This window comes from Psychrobacter fozii, assembly GCF_003217155.1.
GTDB classification, from domain to species: Bacteria; Pseudomonadota; Gammaproteobacteria; order Pseudomonadales; family Moraxellaceae; genus Psychrobacter; species Psychrobacter fozii.
In genome coordinates this window covers 299,919-325,938 of sequence record NZ_QJSU01000003.1, presented here as the reverse complement: position 1 = coordinate 325,938, position 26,020 = coordinate 299,919, and the positions used below count along the sequence as shown (strand labels likewise).

Genomic DNA, 26,020 nt, shown 5'->3' with positions numbered 1-26,020 from the left:
ATCTGTCAAAAACATTACACTTATGAATATTAATCATTATTTAAATAACGACCCATGGTTTAGTCAACTACCAGCCATTGTGCAGCCGCTACTGGCGGGCGATGCTGTGCTAAAGGTATACCAAAAAGGTCAAATGATTCATGCCATCGGTGATGGCGATGATGCCGCTCTACACTTTGTTGTGTCGGGTACGATTAGAGTGTGTAATGTTAGTGCTAGTGGGCATGCCATGACACTGGCGCATCTATCCAGTGGCGAGTGGTTTGGTGAGATATCTATCATAGATGACAATCCTCGCACCCATGATGCGTGGACGATTAACAAAGTAACGCTAATCTCTATCCCTAGAAATCTAGTGATTCAGACAGCGCAATTGCATCCGATTTTATACAAGCATCTCGCCCTTATTACTTGCCAGCGAATTCGCCGAGCATTTGATTGGATTGATGATGCTACCTCACTCAACACCTCAGCGCGACTGGCTAGTATGCTGATTGGACTGATCGATACTTATGGCAAGCAGACGGGAGATGATATCAAAATAGATCTGCGCTTATCGCAAGAAGAGCTTGGCTTTATGCTTGGCACTACCAGACAAACTATCAATAAAATCATCCAATCGTGGCAAAAACAGAACATTATCGAGATGCATTATGGTTTTATCACTATAAAAGACAAGTCTCAATTAATGGCAATGATGAATCCTGCCTAACTCGAATATAGATTAAACAACTTCTTAGCAAACCACTCAATACATAGCTTATTATAATCTGTCAATATCTCCAGTCATTAAGACCAATATGACTCAAAGTCAAAGCACTCAACGCCAACACAAAGACCAGCTATCGTAGCAAGCTCTATGAGTGTGAGATAAATCTCAGATATCTCATTATCATAGTGGATTGACTATAGAGATATTTTAATGTGCAAGATTTGAGCTATGCTACTTTGTTCCTGCCAGTCTGAATAAGCAGAACGCCACCAAGAATCAATAGTAAAGCTATAATCTCTAAACGACTAATATCCTCTCCTATTATTGCGCCAATAATAACAGCAACAACTGGGGCAATATAAGTTGCGCCAGCCGCACGCACCGAGCCTAGCGTTTCAATGATATAGTAATAAATCAAAAAAGCGGCTCCCGTTCCTAATATACCAAGCCCAAAAAAAGTTCCCCACATGGCTTGACTGTCTGTTGCTATATTAGTAATACCATCAAAATCAATCAATACCGCAAGCGTTATAACAGCGATACCTATTTGCCATGTGGCTAATGCAAGTGGTGGCAGCTTTAGATGAGATAAGAAACGACGTGCATATACGAACGACGCACCAATACTCAAAGAGCCAGTAAGCATCCACAAAACACCTATAATAGATACTCCTGCATCTCCTTGCCATGGTTGCGCACTCAATACAATACCAGCAAACCCTAAAATAATCCCTATCGCCATCTGCTTGGTGGGGCGTTCTTCTGGTAAGAATAATGCCGCACCTAAAAACGTAAATATAGGGATTGATCCGCTTAGTAATCCAGCAATACTGGTGGGCAATAATGCTGTACCCGCAACAAACCCGTAATAATAGAACGAGGTTGCAAGCACCGACATTACGATAAAGTGAGGTAAATATCTCAGCTGTTTGCGAGTAATGACTTTTCTATGCCATGCAATTAATGCCAAAGGTAAAAAGCCAAATAATACTCTTAAAAATACGGTTTGAGAGGGTGTAATTAGAGCTATCGCCCATTTCATAAAAATGAAATTTGAACCCCAAATAATACCTAGCAAAACCAGTACAGCATATGCTCGGAACATAGAATAACCCTTTATAAGGCAATTAGCTTAAGGGTAGAGACATTAATCAGCTCATTAGATAGAACGAATCAAACTACCATTAACTTATATGCTCTGGCCAGTGATACCCAGCGCCTTCTGATAATAATGTCCCATTGGTAGATTTTTACAGCGCACAGCAATTTTAGGGAAGCTATCAGCTAGGTAAAACATTATTAATAAAAATACCGTGTGCGGCATAATTGTCTGAAAAAATATAGGTAAAAATATTAAGACTGGTATGAAATACTGTTAGGGCGTGTCTTTATTTCAAAAATGGTGATAAAAATGAGATAAATTGCCGTCAAACAAGAAAAATAGTGTAGATAATATCGGGATATTAACCAGCTATTTGACGATGTTTGGCAAGATTTAGCCCATTTAGATAACTATCGAGTGAATTGAAGACACGCCCTAATATTGAGATCCAAATATTGACGGTATTTCTCTGTCACTATCAGCACGATTCCTAATTTACGTTTTTTAAATCTTGGAAGCAAAGCGCTCACTACTAAATGGCTTTGCATCAATCAGTAAGGGTTTACCATTAATCATCTCTTCAATGAGACGCCCTGTCACTGGCCCAAGTGTCATACCTTGATGTGCATGACCAAAGGCAAACCATAAATTATCGTGTTTATATGCTGGCCCAATAATTGGCTTCATATCTGGTAGACAAGGTCTTGTGCCACACCATGCCTCAGACTCCACAGCTACGTCAAGCGGTAGAACGTTGCGTGCATACGTCAGTACTGATTCTAGCTGATTAAAGTTTTTTGGGTCATCTGACATTGCCATTTCAGCTCCAGTCGTAATTCTAATACCTTGATCCATTGCTCCCATTACAAAACCTTTGTTTGCATCAAACAAGCTGTGAGAGAATTCATTCTTATCCGTCATTTTAAAGTGTTGATGATAACCACGCATAGGAAACAGCGGTATCTTATAACCCAATGGCTCGATTAGGCTAGTTGACCATGGACCTGCAGCAATGACTAAATCCTGACATAAATAGGTTTCGCCATCTGTCGTAACCTGCCAACCCTCTTCCGTCTGTATAACACTGTTTACTGTTGACTGCTTTATCTCACCAGCCATTTGTTCAAAATTTTCAGCGTATGCTTTTACAAGATTACTGGGATTTTTTATTTGCCAAGAATTTTTCCAATGAATACCACCGACGTAGTCTTCAAAATTTATGTTTGGCTCTAACTCTTTTAGCGCTGCTAGCGATAAAACTTCGTACTCAACTCCTTGATCAGCCGCTTTTTTTGCTTTACCAATGGCGTATTCATAACTATTAGATATACGATGAAGCTCAATCCAGCCTATCTTTCTAACTAGGCCATCAGCGCCTGACGCCTTAATCATAGGGTCATGCTCATTTGTGCAATGCTGAATAAGAGCAGACCATGCTTTATCGATTTCTTTGACTTTTTTTGGGCTAGAGCTCATCCAGTACTGTAATAATGGGCTTTTAAGATGATATATAGCAGACCAACGGTATCGAATATCGGTACTATTATTTGGTAACACTCTAAAAAATTCTCTAAAACTTCTAGGAAATGGTTTAATATTTACGGCTTCTCTTGTGATAATACCTGCATTACCATATGACGTTTCTTCTCCTGGTTGCTTTTTATCGAGCAAGAGAACTTGAGAGTTGCTTTTTTGAAGGTGCCAGGCTATAGATGTTCCCACCATACCTGCACCAATAACGATCACGTCATAGCGCATATTAATACCCTTAAATAGTAAGCCCATTTCATTAATTTAAAATAATTGTCTTTACATTGATTTTCATAAAAAAATCAATTTATTGGCTAAATATTTTTATAGCTCAATAGACTGACCTAAACCTTCTTTTTCAGCTTTTTGGGCAATCTTTATGGCAACTGCTGCATCAAAGCTTGCTGCGCCCACTGATTTAAATAGCGTAATACCTTTACCCTCATTCGCATCAATACTGATTTTTTTATTGACCAGATCGCCTAACGTACCTGTCAGTTGATCCCATGTCCAAGTGCTCTGAATGTCATTATGAGCTTGTATTAAATCACCTGCTTCATGTAAACCACCTTCTGCATCATCGATAATAATAGCAGTACTGGCTTCTATAACCGAGTTGCTGACTTCTTTCATCGTTGCTTGATAAGCACCAACCGCATTAATATGAGCATCCGGCTTTATTTGAGAAGCTTCAAACAATCCTGTCATCGCTCGTGTCGCAAGATTAATAATATCAGCGCTTTTAATAGCCTCTTCGACACTTTCACAAACTCTAAAATCGACTTGCCATTGTGGATATTCTTGCTCAAATTTATTCTGAAACTCATGTGCCGTCTGAGGCGTCCTGTTCCAAACCGTTACTTTTTGAATATTTGGACGCACAGTGAGTATCGCATTGAGTTGTTCATATGCCATTCCTCCAGTGCCTATTACCGCCGCCTCTCTACTGGCTGGATTCGCTAAATATTTAGTCGCAATTCCAGACAGCGCCGCGGTTCGTACTTGAGTGATATATATACCATCCAAAAATGCCAAGAGCTCTCCTGTCGCATTATCTGATACAGTAATGACTGCCATGGTTGTTGGCTTATCACGTTTAGGGTTGTCTGGACAGATATTTACCAGCTTTACCACTGCATACTCGTTATCACCATCAAAAACCACTGAGGGCATAGATAGATGTGAGCCAGATGTGTTTTTGTTACTTTCCTCAAAAGTAGGAATCACTAAGCGCTCAGGTGTCTTAATCCACGTTGGATGATCGCCTTGTACTTTGAGTAAATCCTCAATGGCGTTGATTGCCATTGACATCGTCAGTTGTTTTTTTACCGTATTAATATCTAAAATTTGCATAATTATCCCCAAACTGCCCTGTTAATTTGTTATTACGGATTATAAAGATGTTATAAAGCATAGAAATTAAACATTGTTAATAGCTAAATTCTTCTATTTAATATCAAAAATCTTACCGCGGTTCATAATATTATTAGGGTCAAAGACTTTTTTGACCTCTCGTAAATAATCAATCTCAGTCTCGCTGCGACTATAGTGTAGATAAGGCTTTTTCGTCATGCCCATACCGTGTTCAGCAGACACCGAACCGCCATACTTCTGTACCGTCTCAAACACATACTTATTGACAATCTGACACTCGGCAAAGAAATCGTCTTTGCTCATATTCTCAGGCTTTAAGATGTTGAGATGCAGATTACCATCACCAATATGACCGAACCAACACACTTCAAAGTCAGGATATTTACTGCTGACAATATGATCAATCTGTTCTATAAACTCTGGCACATGGCTGATAAGCACAGAGACATCATTTTTATAAGGCGTAAATACCGAGATAGTCTCTGAGATATACTCTCGCAGCTTCCAAAGCTCGCCTGCTTGCGTGATGTTTTGGCTCATGACACCATCTACAACCCAACCTTGTTCCATGCAATCCTCAAATATGGCCATGGCTTTATCCATGATGGGCTCGTAGGGTGTTTCAAACTCTAATAGAGTATAAAATTTGGTGCGAGATTCAAACGGCTCTTGCACTTGACCATGTGCCATCAGCTTATCAATGGCCACACCATCAAAGAACTCAAAGGCGGTCAAATCAATCTTCGCTTGAAACGCTGCCAGTACATTCATGACATCGTTAAAGCTATCCATACCCAGCACCATGACGTTTAAGTCTTGTGGCTGACGCTCAAGCTTGATTTGTGCATGAGTGACTAGGCCAAGCGTGCCTTCGCTACCGATAAATAATTGACGTAAGTCATAACCCGTGGCGTTCTTTACCATACCGCGGTTGAGATGCAAGATATCACCTTTACCTGTGACGACAGTCAGTCCCATAATCCATTGGCGCGTCATACCATAACGAATGACTTTGATACCGCCAGCATTGGTTCCGATATTGCCACCGATTTGACTTGATCCTGCTGAGGCAAAGTCGACAGGATAGTACAAGTCTTTGGAATCTGCGAACTGTTGCAGCTGCTGAGTGATCACGCCTGCTTCAACTTCAACCATGCGATCTGCAGGATAGAACTGTCCGATATGATTCATTTTATCCATGCTGACGACGATTTCACCGTTGGCAGCGACAGCACCAGCAGAGAGTCCTGTACGACCACCACTGGGGGTCAAGACAATATTGTGTTCATTGGCAAGAAGTACGATGGATTGCACTTGCTCTGTGCTCTTTGGAAAGACGATAGCAGATGCAGCTGGGGCAAAATGCTTGGTCCAGTCTTTGCCCCAATGCTCTAAACTCTCAGCGTCAGTTTTGATTTGGCTAGCATCGTATTTATAGTCATGTAATAGCGACTGTATTAGGGTATTGATAACGACTTGAGATGATTCTAAAAGTTCATGCACCAGATGTATTCCCTACTATGATGAAAGATAGAACAGACCACCTAATTACCACGTACCATACCAATGGTGTTTATATTGATAATTATCAGTGATACCTTTAATGAAATATCTATTATTGCTACCTGATATTTACGTTAGCGAATAATTTTTAAGCATTGCCCTGCATGATATAAAGTAAGGCCTACCTCGGTAAATACAGACTTCATGCTCGATAAAGCGACTTTGGATTCCTTTAGCGTTTTAAAAGGCAGTGGGATACTGCTTCTATCTCCCGTTAGAATATAATCAGCAAAGCATTTGCCCATTAGTGTACCAGTAGTGATACCACGGCCATTATAAGCTGTGGCTGTTAGAATGCCTTCATCAGGCTCTAATACCCGAAAAATATGGTCTTGCGTAAAGCCAAAATTTCCATACCATTCATATTGCCAATTAAACTTAGGTAAATCGGGGTAATAGCTTTTTTGCACACAATTTGCCCATGACTGATAAAAAGATTTGGGCTTACAAGCTCTACCACCTACTGTACCGAGTAGCAGACGGTCGTCATGATCGCGGCGAAAACTAGACAAGGCCAAGCGGGTATCCCAAGCCCCATTTTTATGAGGTAAGATACGATCGGCCAACTCACCCGTCAGAGGTTCAGAAGCTATTTGGTAATAAGAGACGAAGTAAAAGGTCTTGGATACTTCGGTCCATTCACCTTCAGTGTAAGCATTGGTTGCGATAATGACGCGCTCTGCTTTTACGCTAGCTTTAGGCGTTCTTACATACCACTCTCCATCAGATTTTTCTAAAGTATTAACCGTAGAGTGCTCATAAATCGTCACTCCTAATTCAGTTGCTACTTTTGCAAGACCATTTACATAAGCTAATGGGTTCAACGTGCCTGTGCGGTGATCTAATAGCGCCTTATTAATGCTAGTAGTACCACAATATTCATGGCAACGGCTACCCGTTAATACTTCTACATTCACACCGCGGCGCTTTAGTTGCTCATATCTAATATCAACATCAGCTTCGCCTTTGGCATTATGAGCCATATGAATATTGCCATTTTGGGTGGCTTGGGCATCAATTCCGTAGCGTGAAATCAAGTCAAATACGAGACTGGGCGCATGTCCTAATGCTTCTGTCAAACGCTCACCTTCAACTTCGCCCAAAGCTATATTTAAATCATCAGGACGTGCCCAAGTGCCTGCATTGACCAGACCAACACTTTTCCCAGAGCCACCACTACCAATACTCTGGCTCTCTAACAGGGTGACTTTGACCCCTTTTTCTGCTAAATGGATAGCAGCTGATAATCCTGTATAACCGCCACCAATGATGCAAACACTGGTCCGGGTATCGCTACGAAGCTCATCATAGGGATGAATTTTGGGCGCAGTTACGCTCCACAAACATTGCTCTTGCAACATTTCGTACTCCGGTGAAGTTATAATTTATTGAGAGAAGGTACTGTGGTATCTGTAGCCGCAACAGGTTCGTCACGCGGTATGAATTTATCCAACACAGCCCATAGCAAACCAAATAAAGGAGACAACCAACAGGCAAAGGCAAAAGGTGCATAGGTTAATGTTGCTATACCTAGCGTGGCGGCGACAAAACTACCACCCATGTTCCAAGGAATTAGCGGTGATAATAGCGTACCCGCATCTTCAATAGATCGTGTCAGTGTGGTTCGTTTATAACCCATTTCCTTATACTTATCTTTGAGCAGACGTCCTGGGAGTACCAACGTGGTATAGACATCACCAATAATCGTTCCTACTCCAAGAACACTGGCATAGGTTGTGAGAATCAAGCCTAAACGCGATTTCACTATTTTATCTACTTTTACCATAATGGCTTTGAGCGTACCGTAATGCTCAAGCGAACCCACAAACGCTAGTGCAAAAATAGTTAGAGTGACAACCCATGTCATCGACATTAGGCCACCTTTTGATAATAATTTATCAACAACCTCAAAACCCGTCTCACTCTTAAAGCCGTTTTGCAAAACATTGAAAATTTCGCTAACACCAATACCTTGCATGAAAAAAGCTACTAATGAGGCGACCACTACACCACTTAACACCGTAGGTATAGCGGGTATTTTCATAATGGCAGCACCAACTACTACTACAGCAGGTAATAGAGTAATAATACTTAAGCTATAATTATCCGCTAGTGTGCTTTGCAATGCTTGAATAGAAGATAGATCGACACTATCATCACCGTAACTAATGCCAATCCAAGCATACAGCGCTAAAGCTGTGAGCATCGCAGGAATTGTCGTCGGTAACATACCTTTGATATGGTCCCAAAGATCCACACCAGCGGCGGCAGGGGTTAAATTGGTTGTATCAGACAATGGCGACATTTTGTCACCAAAGAAAGCACCAGAGACAATAGCTCCGCCTGTAAAATGTGCCGGAATACCAAGGCCCATACCAATACCCATCATGGCAAGCCCTACTGTGCCCACAGTACCCCAAGATGTACCGGTAGCAACCGAGATAATGGCACAAATAAGACAGACAGAGACCAAAAATGAAGACGGCGAAAAAATGCTAAATCCATAATAAAGAATGGTCGGCACTGTCCCTGCTATAATCCAAGACCCAATCAGCATGCCCACGCCCATTAGAATAATCATTGCGGGTAAGCCTATTTTTACCACTTTTAAAAATCGCTCTTCCATGCCAGCCCAGTCTCGGCCACGCAGCTTCATAAACAAGCCCGTGATTAGAATACCGCAAGCCAATGGAATGTGGGGGGTAAAGTCTTTAAACACAAAAAACTGTACCATTAAAATCATGGCGGTCAAGACAAGTGGGGCGATATCGAGTAAGAAGCTAGAAGAGGCACCATAGCCATCTTTAGCAGGATCGTTCTGTGTGTCATCAATCATGATAGTTCTACCTTCCTTAGTAATAACTACTATTAGTACTGACTATTGATAGCTATAAGTACTGCTATCAATAGTCAGCATCATCAATGCTTAGCTTCTATATCGCTTAGCCAAAATTAATACCTTGAGCAAGTGGCAACTCTGTTGAATAATTAACGGTATTGGTCTGACGACGCATATAGTTCTTCCAAGCATCTGAGCCTGACTCGCGACCACCACCTGTTTCCTTTTCACCACCGAATGCTCCACCAATTTCAGCACCACTAGTACCAATATTGACGTTGGCAATACCACAATCACTGCCACGATCACTCAAAAATATTTCAGCTTCACGTAAATCGTTGGTGAAAACACATGACGATAATCCTTGTGGAACATCGTTTTGCATCTCTAGTGCATCATCAAATTTTTTGTAAGTCATGACATATAGGATAGGTGCAAAGGTTTCAGTTCGTACGACATCGTTTTGTTCATCAAATTCGACAATAGCAGGCGTTACATAGTAAGCATTGGGGTATTTATCTGACAATACACGCTCGCCGCCTGTAACTTTACCACCAGCATTTCTTGCTTTTTCCAATGCTTCTTGCATGTTTTCAAAACTGTCTTGGTCAATCAATGGGCCTACTAGATTTCCTTCTAATGGGTGCCCGATACTGACTGTCGAGTATGCGGCCTTAACCCTTGGCAAAATATCATCTTTGACTGATTCATGAACAAACAAACGGCGCAATGTAGTACAGCGCTGACCAGCTGTACCCACTGCCGAAAATAGAATGCCGCGGAGTGCTAAATCCAAATCAGCAGTTGGGGCCAAGATCATCGCATTATTGCCACCAAGCTCTAGCAAGCATTTACCAAATCGCTCAGCAACTTTAGGTCCAACCGTTTTACCCATGCGCGTACTGCCTGTCGCGCTGACCAATGCAATGTCTTTACTTTCGACTAAAGCATTACCAACATCTGTCTTACCTAACAGGACTTGCGACAAATGAGATGGCGCATCACCAAACTTCGCTAATGCTTTTTCAAACATCGCCTGACAAGCCAATGCGACAAGCGGTGCTTTTTCTGATGGCTTCCAAATAACTGGGTTACCACAGACAATAGCAAGTGCTGTATTCCAAGCCCAAACTGCCACTGGAAAGTTAAAGGCAGAAATAACACCAATAACGCCAAGTGGGTGCCAAGTTTCACGCATATGGTGACCTGGACGCTCTGATGCGATAGTCAAACCATATAGCTGACGTGACACACCTACTGCAAAGTCACAGATATCTATCATCTCTTGCACTTCACCAAGGCCTTCTTCTTTAATCTTGCCAGCTTCTAGCGATACTAAGAAACCCAAATCTTCTTTATGCTCGCGCAGCACTTCACCTAACAAACGAATCAACTCACCACGCTTTGGTGCAGGAACTGTGCGCCATGCTTGAAAAGCAGTTTTGGCATTTTGAATTTTGGTATTAACCTCAGCAACACTGTCTAAAGTAACCTTGCCAATAACAGTGCCATCAATCGGAGTATTTATTTCAAAGTCACCATTTTGATAGTGTTCTTCTTGTACGCCCATTGCAGACATATATTGCTTAATCATAATCAATCCTTTGTATAATGGTTTATTAGTTTCTCAACACACTTATTAAATTACCTTGCAACCTAATAACTTGCAAAATAATAAAATTCTTGCAGTCATTCCATTTAGGAATGGCCCTTAAATGTACACGTTAATATTACTGTCAACTTCAAACAGCAAGACATTGCTTCAGACTTTGAGCCTGTATTTCTTCATATAATTTAAGCTCGTCATAGACCGTAGTTCCTAATGCTTGTTCAAAATCCTGTTGACTTGAAGAATGATCATAGCTATTGTTTTTACTCTGGTTAAGGTTAGATTGAAAAATTCCTGCTGCACTCACAGGCAAAAAATCTTCATACACAATTGGCTCAATACGAATGACACCATCATCAATAAGCGTGCTCAGCTCAGCACGAGATATTGTGCTCAAATCAACTTTGTGAAATGTGGCTGATAGCAATGCTTGTGCTTGACCAGAATCATGTGTGTTGTCAGTTAGCTGATAATAAAAGTATGCTAGATCGGCATCATGTAGGGTTTGATAGTTGTCAGGGAATTTGCTAAATGTCTCATCTAGAATCTGATAGTACTGTAATGCATTATCTTCATTAGGTGTCACCCCCAACCGGTTACGAGCTTCGTTAAGCAACGTGTCATATAACGCTCTACCTTTTGGGGTTAACGCTACTCCGCGTTGCTCAATTTCACCGAAGCGTGCCGTATGAGACCCTTGCTCATAGCCATCACAGCACTCATCTGAGTCACCTATATTGGCAGTTCTAAAGCTCACAGCCTCTTCTAACGCTTTGAAACTTGTTTGTCTTAGCAAGATTGGGCACGCTCTTCGAGGTGGTCCTTCGATAATGGCTTTTGATGGTATACCTCCTGTCTGCATTTTCTGTTGAGCCACATCAATATCCAGTGTTCTGGGTGTTAGATGATTAATATGAGGGCCTTTAAAACCCACCACATCAGCAATAAGCGGATGCTGGTGTAATAATTTCTGGTATAGCTCTTTTGTCACAGGGGTTTTGTCATGCCAGCGAAAAGTCTCTAACGCTTCTTTTATAAAATGTTGAGCATCCTCAGGGATTAAGCCCTCTTGCACCTCAAAACGTTCAATAAGTTCAATCACATCATCAGTGAAAATACGGCGCTTTTGTAGTGTCTTAATAGCCTCTCTTTCAAGAGCCACATCACCAATGAGATCTAGACGTAATAACGAGGTAAATACTCGAAAGGGGCTTTTGTGCAACGAATGAGAGTCCAGAGTCCGGAACGCAGTCGAATGCACTGGCACTCCAGCAGGAGCTAAGTCATAGTAGCCCACAGGATACATACCCATAACAGCAAAAAGACGGCGCATCATACTCAATTCTGATGCTGTACCCAACCGAATCGCGCCGTGCCGCTCCATATTCAATCGCTCAATTTCTCCAGTATGTAATAATTGAGATTTGATCTCAGGTTGCGTGGCCAAGACCTCAGCATTCACTTTACTGACCAAATTAATCAGATCCCCATATAACGGAACTTCTGCTTGATACATTACTGACATGGCTATAGAAAACTCATGTCGAATATCATCACTGTTCATAAAATTGTGATTACTCATAGATATTTATCCTTTTTTACATCTACGGTGGGCTTGAATCCCATTAATAATTAATCTGTATATTTAAGACCAGTCGACTGGATTTTGATTAGGAATCGTACGTAATACGTCTCTTAAAATATCAAGGCCAGCTTTTAGTGTTTCATGCTCGATGGTCAGTGGTGGTAACAATCGAATGATATGACGGTGCTTGCCACTTGGCATGAGCAGTAGGCCTTGTTTCCGCGCTTGGGTTAGTACGTGAGTCATCACACTAGGATGAGATCCATACTCCGTATGACGAAGCTCAATACCGCGCATCGCCCCAATACCTGTGAGACCATACAGCCAAGGGGAAACGCCTTCCGCCTGCCATTGCGCGATACTTGTTTCAATCACTTGCGCATAGTGCTTGGCAGATGCCCATACATCATCCTCTTGCATGATGTCTATCGTGGCATTTGCCGCTGCGCACGCCACTGGGTTACCAGAATACGTACCGCCCAAACTGCCTTTAGCCAAGCCATTTATCACACTGGCCTTGCCTACAACCGCACCTAAGGGCAAGCCGCCTGCAATACTTTTGCCAAGCAGTATCATATCTGGCTCAATGCCTAAATATGAAAAGGCGAATGGTGAGCCAGTACGTCCATAACCTGATTGAATCTCATCCATAATCAGTAAGATACCGTGCTCATCACAAAAGGCGCGCAGATACTGAGCGAAAGATGGCGACATTAATTGAAACCCACCCTCCCCTTGTATGGGCTCTGCGATAATCGCACCAATATTATTGATGTCAGTTTCTACTTCAAACAAACGAGTTAGCGCATCGATTGCCTGTTGGTCACTCACCTCATTGTCTGGACTGGGGAAAGGAATATGGTAGACGCTACCGGCCAAAGGCCCTAATCCTCGCTTGTAGGGAGCAACTTTGCCATTCAAGTTGACAGCAGCGAGTGTACGTCCATGGAACCCACCATCAAACGCTATGACACCAACGCGCTGAGTTTTGAGACGGGCAATCTTTATAGCGTTTTCAGTGGCTTCTGCACCAGAATTGGTGAGCATGCCCGATAGCTCCCCACTGATAGGAATGAGCTCGCACAATCGCGGCATGAAGGTTTGATAGGGAGTGTGAGCAGCTGCATTGTAAGCATAATGAATGAGCGATTGGGTTTGATTGATAATGGCTGTCACGATGTGAGGGTGGCAATGTCCAAAGTTCAAGACACCAATGCCACCCACAAAATCGATGTAGCATTGATCATTATCGTCCCATACTTTTGCATTTTTACCTTTAATTAGAGTGATAGGATGTACCATGGTAAAAGCATCAGTGACGTTGTATAACTTGTCCATTAAGAGTCTCTTATCTTCCTTAAGTGTGACCCTCATTTCAGCAAAACCTGATGCGCTCAGCAAACGAATAATAGTTGTGCTTTCATTCCTTTTTGTCAGTACGACTGTTGTTTAAATAAAAAAATCTAGGCATAAACCTAGATTTTTTTGTGTGAAAATTAAGCAGCATTTATTTAACTGAAAAAGCTAGCCTTTATTGAATCATATGAGAATATCAAGCCATAGACTCTGTAATCCATTCTGAAATAGCCTTCACTTTATGTGAATTACCTAATGATAAAGGATAAGACATATAATACGCTCCTCTACCCTTTGATTCATAATTCCACACCGTTACTAATGTTCCTAGTTTCAGCTCCGGTTCTACCAAACGTAACGGTACGAGGGCAATACCATATCCAAGTAAAGCGGAAGCAATACAGGCATGAAAAGTATCAAACCTTGGACCTCTAAATGTTCCATCAACGCTGATATTTTGCTGTTTAAAATACTCATACCATGCACTAGGGCGAGAGCTTAATTGCAATAATGTAAATGCATCTAAATTATCGAGACACAAGGACTTATCCTGTAGGTATTCGGGCTGACAAACTGCAACACAATATTCATCAAACAATTTGATAGTTTCCATGCCTCCCCAAACACCATCGCCATATAGAAAAGCGATATCAACATTTTGGTCTTCAGGAAAAAATGGACAAACCTCTTCCTTAATATCTAATGTAATTAACGGGTATTCTTTGCTAAATCCCTTCAATGCAGGGATCAACCAACGTGAGCAAAAAGTTGGATGTGCTACTATTTTGAGTATTTCTGTATTACTACTATGTGACATCAAGTTCGTAGTCGCTAATTCAATATGCTTAAGAATACCTAAAACTTCGATGTAATAAGCTTTTCCAGCAGGTGTTAAAGATATTCGTTGATGTGTACGGTAAAAGAGAGAAAGGTTTAACATCTCTTCTAGCTGAGAAACTTGCTTGCTAACGGCACTTTGAGTCATATGCATTTCTTGCGCAGCATTAGTGAAACTTAAATGTCGAGCTGCCGTCTCAAAACACTGTAAAGCAGTCGTTGAAGGATACTTCCTAAAAGCTAGTGGGGTTTTGATTTCAGTTTTCATAGTTTATTTATTCTTGTATGCCATATAAATTGAAGTATAAGAAGTAAATTCAGTTGATGGAAATGATGAATCCTGCATAGTTTGAATATGTATTACATCTCAGCGAGCTAAACAATACCTAGCTTATTATAGAGTCTGTTGAACATTCAAATGTAGTGCTGGCAGTCACTATTTTTTAGACAATAGGCAGTGAAATTTTTGATGCCTAGTCATTCTAGGTGAAACAATTTTGCCATGTATTGGCAAAAAAGAGTACTGCCCTGAAAGGCTGATGCTAAAATCACCCCAAACGTTGTTGCAAATCTAGCTAAGGTCTCGACATTATCGTCGGCTTGCGCCTAGTTTGATGCAATTTTAGCAATCAGCATTAAGGTTATGCTTATTCATTGAAGTTACTCCCTATTTAGATTATTTATCAAAATCACTATGTAAAAAGACAGTTGCTAGTTTCCCCCTCCCTTACATGTTCAAGTTTATGTGCTGTGGTTTTAATTAAAAAATTTTCATTACTATAGATACCTGTCATAAGGCTGACAGAGCCATGTCAAATCAGCATGCTAATGAATAAGTGTTAATATAGAAACCATTATTCCTATTGGAAAAATCTCATGAAAAAAACTAACATCGAAACCAGTAAGTTTCTAAGCTACATTCTAAGACATGAGCCTGAGTCTATAGGTTTAACACTTGATAGCGAAGGATGGGCTGATATCAATGACCTAATTCAACTGGCCAATACATCAGGCAATAATATTACTTTAGAGCAAATACATTCTATTGTAGAGAACGATAAGAAGGGACGTTTTTCAGTTGCTAGCGATGGTCAGTATATTAGAGCCGTGCAAGGTCACTCATTGCAATCAGTAGATTTGAAGTTAGAAGAAACAACGCCTCCTGCAAGCTTGTTTCATGGTACGGCTCAGCGGTTCATTGAGAGTATTAACGCTGAAGGGCTTATATCAAAAGACAGACAATATGTTCATTTGACAGCAGATTATGAGACAGCCGTAAAAACTGGCATGCGTTATGGTAGACCTGTTGTATTAAATATTGATAGTCAAAAAATGCAAGAAGATGGGTGCAAGTTTTATCAAGCAGAAAATAATGTTTGGCTTACTTTAGCAGTGCCACCCGCTTATATAAACGTCTATAAATAGTACAGACTCTTTAGATTACATCAACTAAAACCCTGATGAGCTTATGATATACCCTCATTATAAAGGCGTGTTGAACATTCAATAATAGCCCTAATAGCAGCTATCGGTGAATGCTCAACACGCCTTAGACACAGCTCATATAGAATGCGCCGCGACAGCCTAGTTTATAGGCTTATTTTTTATACTACTCGGCATCATCTAATAACTTGTTCAGCGCCTCTACCATGGCATCATCTATGATGTTGTCTTCTACATAGTTGACTATCCCATCTATAGTCGACAGATCCATTTCACGAATACCTAAGCTGGCTAGTTGCTCATTGATAGATTCTAAGCTTTCATTATCTTCAGCGTCATCCAGTAGATGCTCTTCGAATCTACCTCTGACGAACCAATACATTTTTTCTAACAAGCTTTCTTTTTTGGTTAACGTAGAATAGCCATCACCATAAATAAATAAATTGAAATGATAAGGTATCTCTACATCATTGATGAAAAAAGCACGTTTACATTCTAGTGTGTAAGCTTGAATGTCTTCGTTTTCAACACCTTCTTCATTTTTATTGTCTTCATCATACTCAATCGCTTCTTCTATCAACCCACCTAGTATTTGATAGTCGCCTACTTTGATTTTGTGGTTGTAAATGATACTGGATTCCGCGATGGCTTCAAAAATGATAGCACTGACGTCTAATGTATTATTATCAATGTCATAAAATCTTTTTAGTGCTGGCAAAAACTCAGTCAGCTGCTCTTCAGGTACTTGAATGAGAAACTGCTGTTCGTATATTTTAATCATGTCTTCAGGAGCATAGGCATTAGCACTATCAGTCTCGTTCCTACCGATAGGCTGCAAGGGTAAAAAGTTAAACGGGTTATCATTGGTCATTCAGAACTGCCTTTTTTATTTGGATTAACGTTGTTAAATGTGTGCCATTACTTATTTGTAATAGCTTATAAGTGCACGACTATTTGCAATGTCACAGTGCCTTAAAATCTATGGGCGTATTGTCTCTTATTCAGACACTTTTAGATATATATTCGGCTCAAAATAGAAGTATTTATAGCAGGTTAAAAGTCTACCTTACCTCGCAGTGCCTTGGTTTTACCTCGCTGGGTTTTTTTATCTACACGTTTACGCTTGGCATTTCTACTGGGCCTTGTAGGCTTTCTGTTTTTGCTGATAGAAGTGGCCTGTATGATAAATTGTTGCAGGCGCTCAAGAGCATCTGCCTTATTTCTTTCTTGCGTGCGAAATTGCTGCGCTTTTAGTATAAACACGCCTTCTTTACTAATGCGATTATCATTACTGGCCAAAAGACGCTCTTTTTGCGGAGCGCTGAGACTTGATGTCGTTATATCAAAACGCAGATGAATAGCAGAAGAGACTTTATTGACATTTTGCCCGCCAGCACCTTGCGCACGTATGGCGCTAATCTCTACTTCGTGGTCATTGAGTCTGATAGTGTTGCTAATGAAAATCATGATTTGCTTTTATATAAATAATCCATAATGTCTGTTCATCATAAATCATTATCGATAAAGCAGCTACTTTATAGTCAATCCTCTATAAAAGAGTGACAGCATTAACCTCGCTTGCAGTATCACAGTTACATCTGCAGTCGGTTACCTTGTTTCTCTTTTAGACTGAATCAACTATGTAATATTAATAATGACAGCAAGCGTTAAAGAGTGACGTTTTAAAGCTCGCTGGCATTAAGTATTGCTTAGAATTTTGAGATTATATTGACCTAAAGATTAACAAGACCCATTAAAATAAGATAGGACTCTACAGTCAAATAGATTGCCAGCTTTTTAAAAAGTAGTTACAATCGGTTAATAATCCCGCCATATTTACGACAAGGAAGTCGATATGTCTCATCATACACCTCGTGCTGTTATTAAACGCCCTACTCTAAAAACCCTTACTCAGAGCATACTAGCCATTACACTATGTACGGCCGGACTCGCTCATGCTAATGACTATAGTAGCGTGACATTTTTTGGTGACAGTTTAACGGATGGTGGATACTTCAGCCCACTTACTCAAGGCACTTTTGGACTTGAGGAATCAGGTCAATTCACTACTAACCCTGACAATACATGGGCAACCTCATTCGCTGAACAACTGGGTACAACTGCTGTTGCCAATACCTACGATGGTAGTCAAACGGGTAATAACTATGCCATTGGCGGCGCAAGAGCAGGCGTAGACGTCACTGCTTTTGGCATTCCAGTGGCTTCTGCCAATAGCCAAGTCGATAGCTATGTCGCCAATAACAAAGTAGATCCTAATGGACTATATGTTGTTTGGGCAGGTGCAAACGACCTACTTGCTGCGGCTACAGATCCTGATAATGCCCAAACTACGATACTTGGCGCAGTGGCTAGTCAGGTCGACACCATCAATACACTAAAAGACAATGGTGCAAACTATATTTTAGTACCCAATATTCCTGATATCGGTCTAACACCTAGAGCTATCGAGCAAGGAGCTGTAGCACAAGCGCAAAGTACTGGTGTAACCAGTCTATATAATCAATTTATGCTCAGTGGTGTGGCAAATACTGGGGCTAATATCATACCGTTAGATATGTTTAGCTTATTGCAAGAAGTCGCAGACAACCCTACCGCCTACGGCTTTACTAATATCACGACACCTGCTTGTAATACAGACAGCTCCCTCACTTGTGGATCAAGCGACTTAGTCACTCCAGATGCCAACGAAACCTACTTTTTTGCGGATGGCATACATCCGACCGGTAGTGCGCATCAAATGATTGCTGACTATGCAAATGCTGTTGTGACTGCGCCTAGCCTAATCGGTGTCCTGCCACATATTGCAACTACCACAGGACTGGCAACCAATGAGCGCTTACAATCTCACGTCAACCAAATCCAAAGCAGTGAGCAAAAGCCTGACCGTACGTTATGGGCGGTAGGTGAGTTTGAAGATCAAGACATCGCAGGGTTTGATAGTGATAACAATACACAAGTACTGTTCGGCGTAGACTTTGCTCATCCCAATTCAGCAAACGCAGTCACTGGCTTATATGGCAACATTACTCAAAAAGAATTTGATAACTCAGGTGTCGCCACGGGTTTAAGCAATATTGAATTAGATGAAGTAGGTTTTGGTGTCTATCATAGCAATACGCTAGACAATTTTGGTGGCGTACAAATTAACGGTGCTGTTGGTTTTGGCAATATGGATGTGGATGTCACACGCGCCGTCACGCTCGGCAGCTATAAACAAGAATTTAAATCAAATGCTGATGGCAAACGTTTTTATGCCAACGTACAAGCCGGCTACCCAATGCAAGTAAGCAGTGTTGCTATCACTCCATATATTGGTGCAACTGCTAGCCGTGTAAAGATTAGTGAACTTGAAGAACAAGAAAATTCTGGTATCGCCATGCAGTTCGATGAGCAAAAATATACCACGACTTATGGCAAGCTTGGGGTCAAAGCCAATCACAATGTCATGGAAAAACTAAACGTGTTCGGTGATATCCATTATCAAAAGCAGCTAAGCGACAATCGTGAAGCCGTAACAGCACGCCTAAACACGTTGTCTAACATTAGCTTTAGCACACCAATGGCACAAACTGACGATGACAACTTTGCAATGACACTTGGGCTATCTAAGAACTTTGGTCAACTGAGTGCCAATGCAGGTGTTACGCATTCACAAGGTGATGATGATAAATCAACGAGTTTATTTGTTGGGCTTAGCGGCGCATTTTAAATAGCTCTGTCATTAAAGCCTAAAATGTAAAGTGTAGAGTGTAAAATCACTACATTGAAAATCTTATAAAACCGTCTAATGCAAAGAGCATCAGACGGTTTTTCTCTGTGTGTCTGAGACTATTTTCAATAGCTACTCTCTTCCATTAGGGCGTGTCCTCAATTCAATCGATAGTTATCTAAATGGGTTAAAAATGGCTAAATCTTGTCAAATGGCGTCAAATAGCTGACTAATATCTCGATATTATCTGCGCCATTTTCCTTGTTTGACTGCGATTTATCACCATTTTTAAAATGAGGACACGCCCTAGTTACATATTCATCATACTCGTCACCTTCTAAGACATATTCGGTCAGCTTTATTTACCAAACCATAACCTATAGACATACTTAGATGATAAAGGTATCATTAACAATTATCATTTACACTACGGTTCCATTACTATGTCTAAGCGCCATACTTTATCTCGTACTTTGCCCTACTCTCGTTTGTATAGCGCCATTCTAACCACCCTACAGACTTCTAAAAAAGCGCCTATGGTTCTAGCTGTAGGAACGCTATTGCAGTTCAGTTCAGCATTTGCTGACACAACGATTGATACCGACCAAAGTGCTCAGCCAAGTGTCACGCTTGATCCTATCGTGGTGGTTGCCAACCAAACGCCAAAAGCAATCTCTGATATTCCGGCGACTGTCTGGTATATCGATGAGTACAAAGTCGATGAAGCGGCACGTACGGGTAAGCGCTTAGGCGACTTTATCGCTCAAGAAGTACCTTCCCTCGATTTGGGTAGCGGCGGTCGTACGAGCGCAGGTCAAAACTTGCGTGGGCGTAGTATGCAAGTAATGATTGATGGGGTATCACTCAATTCATCACGTGCTATCAGTCGTTATCTAGACTCGATCAGCATGGAGAATATCGAGAGTATCGAAGTATTGTCTGGTGCATCGGCAGTCTATGGTGGTGGTGCAACTGGTGGTATTATCAATATCAAGACCAAAAAAGCACAAGCTGGTGAACCACAAATCACCACTTCTATACAAGCAACATCAGGTTTCCAAGATGAGGATGACATCTCTTACAAAGGTCACGCCTCAATCGGCGGTGGTACAGAAACTATCAAAAGTAAGCTAGCCGTCACTTATGAACAGACCGGCTCTTTCTTTGATGGCAGTGGTAAAATGCTGGTTCCTGATACCACTCAGGGTTCGTTGCAAGACAATGAGACCATTGATATCTTGGCCAGCACACAACTACAGATTGATGAGAAGCAAACCTTAGACTTGTCAGCACAGTACTATAATAGTGAGCAAGACACAGATTACGGTATTCAGTATGATCTAACCACCCGTCCATTCGGTGCCGAGATTAGTGACGGTTTTGAGAGTGATCGACAAGCCAGCACGGAACGTCAGCAATACAATGCCAATTACCACAATACTGAGCTATTCGGTCATGAAGTGTATGCTCAGCTATCACATCGTACCGAAGAGCTGAGCTTTATCCCATTCATCTATGGCACTTACTTTGCCGCTTCAGAGCAGTCAACTGACGTGACTTCAGCACGTGTCGCACTAAGCAAGGATTGGACTGACAAGCTCAAGTTAACCTATGGTATCGATGGCTATCAAGACAAACTTGACAGTAATAAAATGATATTTAGTCAGGGTACGAGCATTGCTACTGGTGGTCTGGTCAATGATGAGTTTGCCATCGTTGGACGCTACCCTGGCACTGAGGTAAATTCTATCGCTGGTTTCATTCAAGGTGATTATGAGCTAACCGATAAGCTAAGCGCGACAGCTGGTATGCGCTACCAACACCTAAATAATAAAATCGATGACTTTGTCTCTAGCACAGTACAGACTGATATTGCTTTAGGCAATGCCACTGGTGGTGACGCTATCCCTGGCGGTAGCACTGACTATAATGTCAACTTATTTAATCTGGGACTTAACTATAAACCTACCAGTAACCTACGCTACTTCGCAAACTTCTCACAAGGTTTTGAGTTGCCTGATCCTGCTAAGTTTTATGGTCAAGGCATCTATGCAAAAAATGCAGCAAACTATTATGAGCTTGTTAATGGCTCTAATGTCTCTGGTACCGAACTTGATGGCATCAAAACTGATAGCTACGAGTTAGGCACGTCGTTCAATCACAACAATTTGACGGGTCAGCTGACTGGTTACTATAGCCTATCGGATGGCAGTATCGATTATGATCGCAGCACACTGCTAATCACTCAAAGTGATAATAAAAAACGTGTGTATGGTGTTGAAGCAAAAGGTGACTATGCGATTAATGACAATGTGAGCATCGGCGTACTGGCACATTGGGTCAAAAGCGAGACGCAGGTTGATGGTAGCTACGAAGATACTGTCGTGACTGACACCAGCCCAGCCAAATACGCTCTGTGGACACGTTGGGAAGATGACAACCAAGCGCTTAAGCTACAAGCAAATATGATGCGTGACGTCTCAGGTTATGATTCAAGTAGCGACTCTACTCAAGAGCTAGATGGCTATACTACGGTTGACCTTGATTACACTTACTTCTTACCTTCAGGTGAGTTTAGTCTAGGTGTTCAAAACCTATTGGACAAAGATTACACCACCGTTTGGGGGCAACAAGCGCAAATATATTATGGTAGCTACGCACCTGCATCAGCATTTGATTACAAAGGTCTAGGACGTACTTATACGGTTGGCTATACCCATCGTTTTTAAGTGATAGGTCAGTTTATATCATATAGATAATGTAGACCAAAAAAAGTCCCTATTCATGTGAATAGGGACTTTTTTGTTTTACAACATCTAATACTTGCTAATCGTTAACTCTCGTTCCATCAAAACCTTCATGCTTAAACATTGCTAGATTTTGGCAATCCATACGCTATGGTCTCAATCACCTCATTGTTCTGCTCAGCAATTAGTTGATAGCCCTTGATCACACCATCATAGGGCAAACCACTCACATACTGCTGATAATGATCATAGATAGCATTTTTTATGATCGATGTCCGTTTTGCTTTATTCATTTCAGCAAAATCATTGGGTAGACGTATATGAGCCAAACGCGATACTCCGCAACGAACCATCCAATTCGCATTCACAAACTCAAAATCTATCTCTGCTCGTAAACTATATGTACATAAGGACTTTGGAGGATTGACTAAGTCGTGTTTGATTTGAGCAATATCATCTGCAAAGGGTTCATAAGGGATATCAAGCACTGAAAATAGCGTCGCTAAAAATTCGTCAGCGGTAAAATATTTATCAATATAGCTGCCATCTAGCCCAAGAAATTTGCTCGACAATACATGACGCAGGCGCTCACACGCAGGAATAGTATGCTTTAGCGGATAACCCATCTTTTTGATAATATCTTGCGAACGCAGCTCAAGCGTGTCTATTTGATTGATCACGTATTGCGCTAAAAGATGATGTGGATGATAACGACGGGTATATTTGGATTGGTTGGCAACGTGGCTCATGAGATTAAACACCTTAGACTCCTGTAACTCCGACAAAAAAGTATGATATAAGCCCATATGGGCAAATAAAATCAGGCACAAATGAGGATGTCGGAGTACAGGCTCATGCGCTTTACCAGAGTTTTTTTATATCGTGCTGGAAGTTGCAAGGTTTGCACACCACTGCTATTACAAGAATAGTCGATGATGACAAAACTGTTAAACCCACGATGGACAACGCAATAATGATAGCATATTAAATGATAAAAAATAAATACCGATGTGTGTGCCTGTGTGTGAATAATTGTTTTTCACTTTAAACACTCAGTTTTCGGTATTTCTATACGTCACTTGTTCATATGCTAGTACGAAGCAGATGTTGCAGTATTAAGGTTTTGAAGCATATCACCTATGTCCTAACGATTTACATCAACGACTATTCGACCACGAATTTTGCCATCTAACAACTCGCTTGCTGTCGGAATGACTTCGCTTAGGCCAATCTCTCTCGTGATTGCATCCAACTGTGTCATATCCAGACTCGTACTCAAGCGCTTCCAAGCTTCTATACGCTCATCATAAGGTCGCGTCACGCTATTGATACCAAGCAAACTAACACCGCGCAAAATAAATGGCGCAAAATAAATGGCGCAACAGTAGCTGGGAAATCCATGCCTTGAGCCAGTCCACAGGTAGCGACTACACCATCCTCACAGGTACTGGCACAAACATTGGCAAGCGTATGACTGCCAACAGAATCAATTGCAGCGGCCCATTTCTCTTTACCAAGTGCGCGTCCCGGACTACTTAACTCCGCTCGGTCAATGATCGTCGTTGCACCAAGGCTTTTTAAGTATTTTGCTTCCTCTAGACGTCCCGTAGAGGCTGTGACAGAGTAACCTTGGTTTGCTAAAAGTGCGATGGCAAAACTACCAACGCCGCCATTAGCACCCGTCACCAATACTTCACCGCGCTCTGGTGTGAGTCCGTGACGCTCTAATGCAATTAGACAAAGCATCGCGGTATATCCTGCTGTGCCAATTGCCATCGCCTGACGTTCAGTCATCGACTCAGGGAGCGGGATAAGCCAGTCACCGTTTAATCGCGCTTTTTGTGACAGACCGCCCCAATACTTCTCGCCCACGCTCCAACCATTCAACAGTACCTTGTCACCAGCTTTGTAGCGAGGATGGCTGCTTGTTTCGACGGTGCCCGCTAAATCTATACCTGGAACCATGGGGAATGTGCGTACCACAGGACTACGGCCAGTAATGGCTAATCCGTCCTTGTAATTGAGCGTGCTAAATGCCACACGAACCGTGACATCACCCTCAGGCAATTGCGTGTCCTGTATCTCAGTCAGACTAGACTGATAAACATCGTCATTTTTTTCAATTAATATTGCTTTAAACATAACAGCTCCTATTTAGACCAATCGTCTATAAATGAGTAAAAATAATTTAGACCGGTCGTCTAAAAATATAGATAAAAAAATTACTTCTGTACCCCTGCCGAAAATCCTCGGAAAAAAGTATCTAACGGACTGACATCTTGCGTCAACTTAGCACGCAAAACAGCACCTTCCCAACCAATCCAAAAGAAAGCAGCAAGCTCATCACAATCACTATTAGAAGGTATTTGTCCTTGTTGTACTGCAAGACGCAAGCAAGCCGCTAAACGCTCCTGCCAATCAAGCAATATGTTTTCTAACTCACAACGAAAACTGTCAGGCAACACGACAATCTCTTGACCTAAGTTGCCTACTAAGCAGCCGCGCCGAAATTCATGCTTAATCATGCCCGACTTAGCATCTTCAACAAAGTCACTAATACGCTGCATAGGAGACACTTGCTCATTCAAAAAACAATGATCTAGCTTACGAGCGAAATATAACGCGTACTGCTGCAACACTTCCTGTCCAAATGCTTCTTTGTTTTTGAAATAATTGTAGAAGGAACCCTTAGGTACATTGATACGTTTGAGTATGGCATTGATACCAGTAGTCGCAAAACCTTGCTCTGTTAGCATCTCCATCCCAGATCTCAACAGAGCTTCACGGGTATCCGTAAACTCTCGTTCAACATTGGGTGGACGCCCTCGTCGGGCTTTTGGCTTAGTCATTGTCATGCATAGATATTATGACCGATCGTCTTTAATGTCAATCAATTATTTTTAGTGGTTTATTTACCCATCAGCCGCTCTAATTTTTTTTTGACTGTCATCGCATCGCTATCAGTCTTCACCATGATACGTCGCCTCATCCATCCAAACGATGGGATCTTCGCACAAATGAGTTAAGTGATACCAGATATCACTGCTACGGGCGATACGATGATGGCCTCCTTCGAAATAATCGACTTCCCAGCTTTCAGGTAAATCCACTAAAGTTCGTCTAGCAACTGCCACATCGAGACTTTCATCATCAACTTCTACCATGACCCGCACCATCTCAGTGTTAGATGTGGGGAACGACAGCTTCATATCAGCCACTACTGGAATACGATCGGCCAACACTTCACTAGGATAGATACAAGGCGCAATCAATAGCGCCCGCAAGTGATATTTATGAGCAAAATGATTGGCAAACCAACCACCAAGCGAATGCCCTGCCAATACCACTCGAGGATAGTCTGTCATTTTTTCGCGGATTAAGGCATCGTAGATCTCAAATATTTCTGCAAAATTTTCTCGATAATTGACCGTTTGACAGTATTTTGGCTCACGCGTGATACAGGTGTATTTACTGGTCTCATTACTTGAATCAAGGCCGTGAAAAAATAGTAAAAATGTGTCATTATTTTCGATAGGAAACATCATAAGGCAATCCTTTTTTAATTATTGTTTGGTTTTATTCTACTGGCTTAT

General features: G+C 41.5%; 21 protein-coding genes. 4 read left to right on the top strand and 17 right to left on the bottom strand.

Annotation, left to right across the window (positions count from 1 at the left end; translation table 11 throughout):
* Positions 1–22: 22 nt before the first annotated feature.
* Positions 23–712 (top strand): Crp/Fnr family transcriptional regulator, encoded by a 690-nt coding sequence (locus tag DFP82_RS05935; RefSeq protein WP_181416253.1) that lies wholly within the window; start codon positions 23–25, stop codon positions 710–712.
* Between the two features lie 226 nt (positions 713–938).
* Here DFP82_RS05935 and DFP82_RS05930 read toward each other — a convergent pair whose 3' ends face one another.
* The 10 genes from DFP82_RS05930 to DFP82_RS05885 form a co-directional block, all read right to left on the bottom strand.
* Positions 939–1,817 carry a DMT family transporter gene (locus DFP82_RS05930; RefSeq protein ID WP_110922805.1) on the bottom strand — a complete coding sequence of 293 codons (879 nt, stop codon included), beginning with the start codon at positions 1,815–1,817 and terminating at the stop codon, positions 939–941.
* 501 nt (positions 1,818–2,318) lie between these two features.
* Positions 2,319–3,572, bottom strand: a complete 1,254-nt coding sequence (locus tag DFP82_RS05925; RefSeq protein ID WP_110922804.1) for an NAD(P)/FAD-dependent oxidoreductase — start codon at positions 3,570–3,572, stop codon at positions 2,319–2,321.
* A gap of 96 nt (positions 3,573–3,668) precedes the next feature.
* Positions 3,669–4,697 (bottom strand): ornithine cyclodeaminase family protein, encoded by a 1,029-nt coding sequence (locus DFP82_RS05920; RefSeq protein WP_110922803.1) that lies wholly within the window; start codon positions 4,695–4,697, stop codon positions 3,669–3,671.
* A 93-nt stretch (positions 4,698–4,790) separates the two neighbouring features.
* Positions 4,791–6,188: an FAD-binding oxidoreductase gene (locus tag DFP82_RS05915; protein WP_197100182.1), complete on the bottom strand. Its 1,398-nt coding sequence runs from the start codon at positions 6,186–6,188 to the stop codon at positions 4,791–4,793.
* Positions 6,189–6,355: 167 nt separating this feature from the next.
* A complete protein-coding gene (gene amaA / locus DFP82_RS05910; protein WP_110922801.1) occupies positions 6,356–7,642 on the bottom strand; it encodes an L-pipecolate oxidase in 1,287 nt (428 codons plus the stop codon).
* Positions 7,643–7,659: 17 nt separating this feature from the next.
* Positions 7,660–9,117 (bottom strand): Na+/H+ antiporter NhaC, encoded by a 1,458-nt coding sequence (gene nhaC, locus DFP82_RS05905; RefSeq protein ID WP_110922800.1) that lies wholly within the window; start codon positions 9,115–9,117, stop codon positions 7,660–7,662.
* Between the two features lie 106 nt (positions 9,118–9,223).
* On the bottom strand, positions 9,224–10,714 hold the full coding sequence (gene amaB / locus DFP82_RS05900) for an L-piperidine-6-carboxylate dehydrogenase (protein ID WP_110922799.1): 1,491 nt from the start codon (positions 10,712–10,714) through the stop codon (positions 9,224–9,226).
* Positions 10,715–10,862: 148 nt separating this feature from the next.
* On the bottom strand, positions 10,863–12,311 hold the full coding sequence (gene hglS / locus DFP82_RS05895) for a 2-oxoadipate dioxygenase/decarboxylase HglS (RefSeq protein WP_110922798.1): 1,449 nt from the start codon (positions 12,309–12,311) through the stop codon (positions 10,863–10,865).
* Between the two features lie 63 nt (positions 12,312–12,374).
* Positions 12,375–13,652: a 2-aminoadipate transaminase gene (locus tag DFP82_RS05890; RefSeq protein ID WP_110922797.1), complete on the bottom strand. Its 1,278-nt coding sequence runs from the start codon at positions 13,650–13,652 to the stop codon at positions 12,375–12,377.
* 214 nt (positions 13,653–13,866) lie between these two features.
* A complete protein-coding gene (locus DFP82_RS05885; protein WP_110922796.1) occupies positions 13,867–14,775 on the bottom strand; it encodes a LysR substrate-binding domain-containing protein in 909 nt (302 codons plus the stop codon).
* Positions 14,776–15,383: 608 nt separating this feature from the next.
* Between DFP82_RS05885 and DFP82_RS05880 the strand changes: the two genes are divergently transcribed.
* On the top strand, positions 15,384–15,932 hold the full coding sequence (locus DFP82_RS05880; RefSeq protein WP_110922795.1) for an RNA 2'-phosphotransferase: 549 nt from the start codon (positions 15,384–15,386) through the stop codon (positions 15,930–15,932).
* A gap of 184 nt (positions 15,933–16,116) precedes the next feature.
* On the opposite strand, the gene DFP82_RS05875 is transcribed toward DFP82_RS05880, so the two are convergent.
* Both DFP82_RS05875 and arfB read right to left on the bottom strand, forming a co-directional pair.
* Entirely contained in the window at positions 16,117–16,821 is a 705-nt protein-coding gene (locus DFP82_RS05875) for a hypothetical protein (RefSeq protein WP_110922794.1), read from the bottom strand.
* A gap of 182 nt (positions 16,822–17,003) precedes the next feature.
* A complete protein-coding gene (gene arfB / locus DFP82_RS05870; protein WP_110922793.1) occupies positions 17,004–17,417 on the bottom strand; it encodes an alternative ribosome rescue aminoacyl-tRNA hydrolase ArfB in 414 nt (137 codons plus the stop codon).
* Positions 17,418–17,805: 388 nt separating this feature from the next.
* On the opposite strand from arfB, the gene DFP82_RS05865 reads away from it, so the two are divergent.
* Both DFP82_RS05865 and DFP82_RS05860 read left to right on the top strand, forming a co-directional pair.
* The gene (locus DFP82_RS05865) at positions 17,806–19,680 is read left to right on the top strand and encodes an autotransporter domain-containing protein (RefSeq protein ID WP_110922792.1); all 1,875 of its coding nucleotides are present in this window, start codon (positions 17,806–17,808) and stop codon (positions 19,678–19,680) included.
* Between the two features lie 443 nt (positions 19,681–20,123).
* Positions 20,124–22,409, top strand: coding sequence for a TonB-dependent receptor (locus DFP82_RS05860; protein WP_220034719.1), 2,286 nt, complete (start codon positions 20,124–20,126; stop codon positions 22,407–22,409).
* A gap of 134 nt (positions 22,410–22,543) precedes the next feature.
* Here the strand turns inward: DFP82_RS05860 and DFP82_RS05855 are convergent, their stop codons facing one another.
* The 5 genes from DFP82_RS05855 to DFP82_RS05840 form a co-directional block, all read right to left on the bottom strand.
* Complete coding sequence (locus DFP82_RS05855; protein ID WP_110922791.1) at positions 22,544–23,176, bottom strand: hypothetical protein; 633 nt, start codon at positions 23,174–23,176, stop codon at positions 22,544–22,546.
* 395 nt (positions 23,177–23,571) lie between these two features.
* A complete protein-coding gene (locus tag DFP82_RS14870; protein ID WP_281269546.1) occupies positions 23,572–23,748 on the bottom strand; it encodes a hypothetical protein in 177 nt (58 codons plus the stop codon).
* The gene (gene acuI / locus DFP82_RS05850) at positions 23,745–24,569 is read right to left on the bottom strand and encodes an acrylyl-CoA reductase (NADPH) (protein WP_281269545.1); all 825 of its coding nucleotides are present in this window, start codon (positions 24,567–24,569) and stop codon (positions 23,745–23,747) included. Before acuI ends, DFP82_RS14870 begins: the two co-directional genes overlap by 4 nt.
* A gap of 80 nt (positions 24,570–24,649) precedes the next feature.
* Positions 24,650–25,276, bottom strand: coding sequence for an acrylate utilization transcriptional regulator AcuR (gene acuR, locus DFP82_RS05845; RefSeq protein ID WP_245905651.1), 627 nt, complete (start codon positions 25,274–25,276; stop codon positions 24,650–24,652).
* 111 nt (positions 25,277–25,387) lie between these two features.
* Positions 25,388–25,972: an alpha/beta hydrolase gene (locus tag DFP82_RS05840; RefSeq protein ID WP_110922789.1), complete on the bottom strand. Its 585-nt coding sequence runs from the start codon at positions 25,970–25,972 to the stop codon at positions 25,388–25,390.
* Positions 25,973–26,020 lie beyond the last annotated feature (48 nt).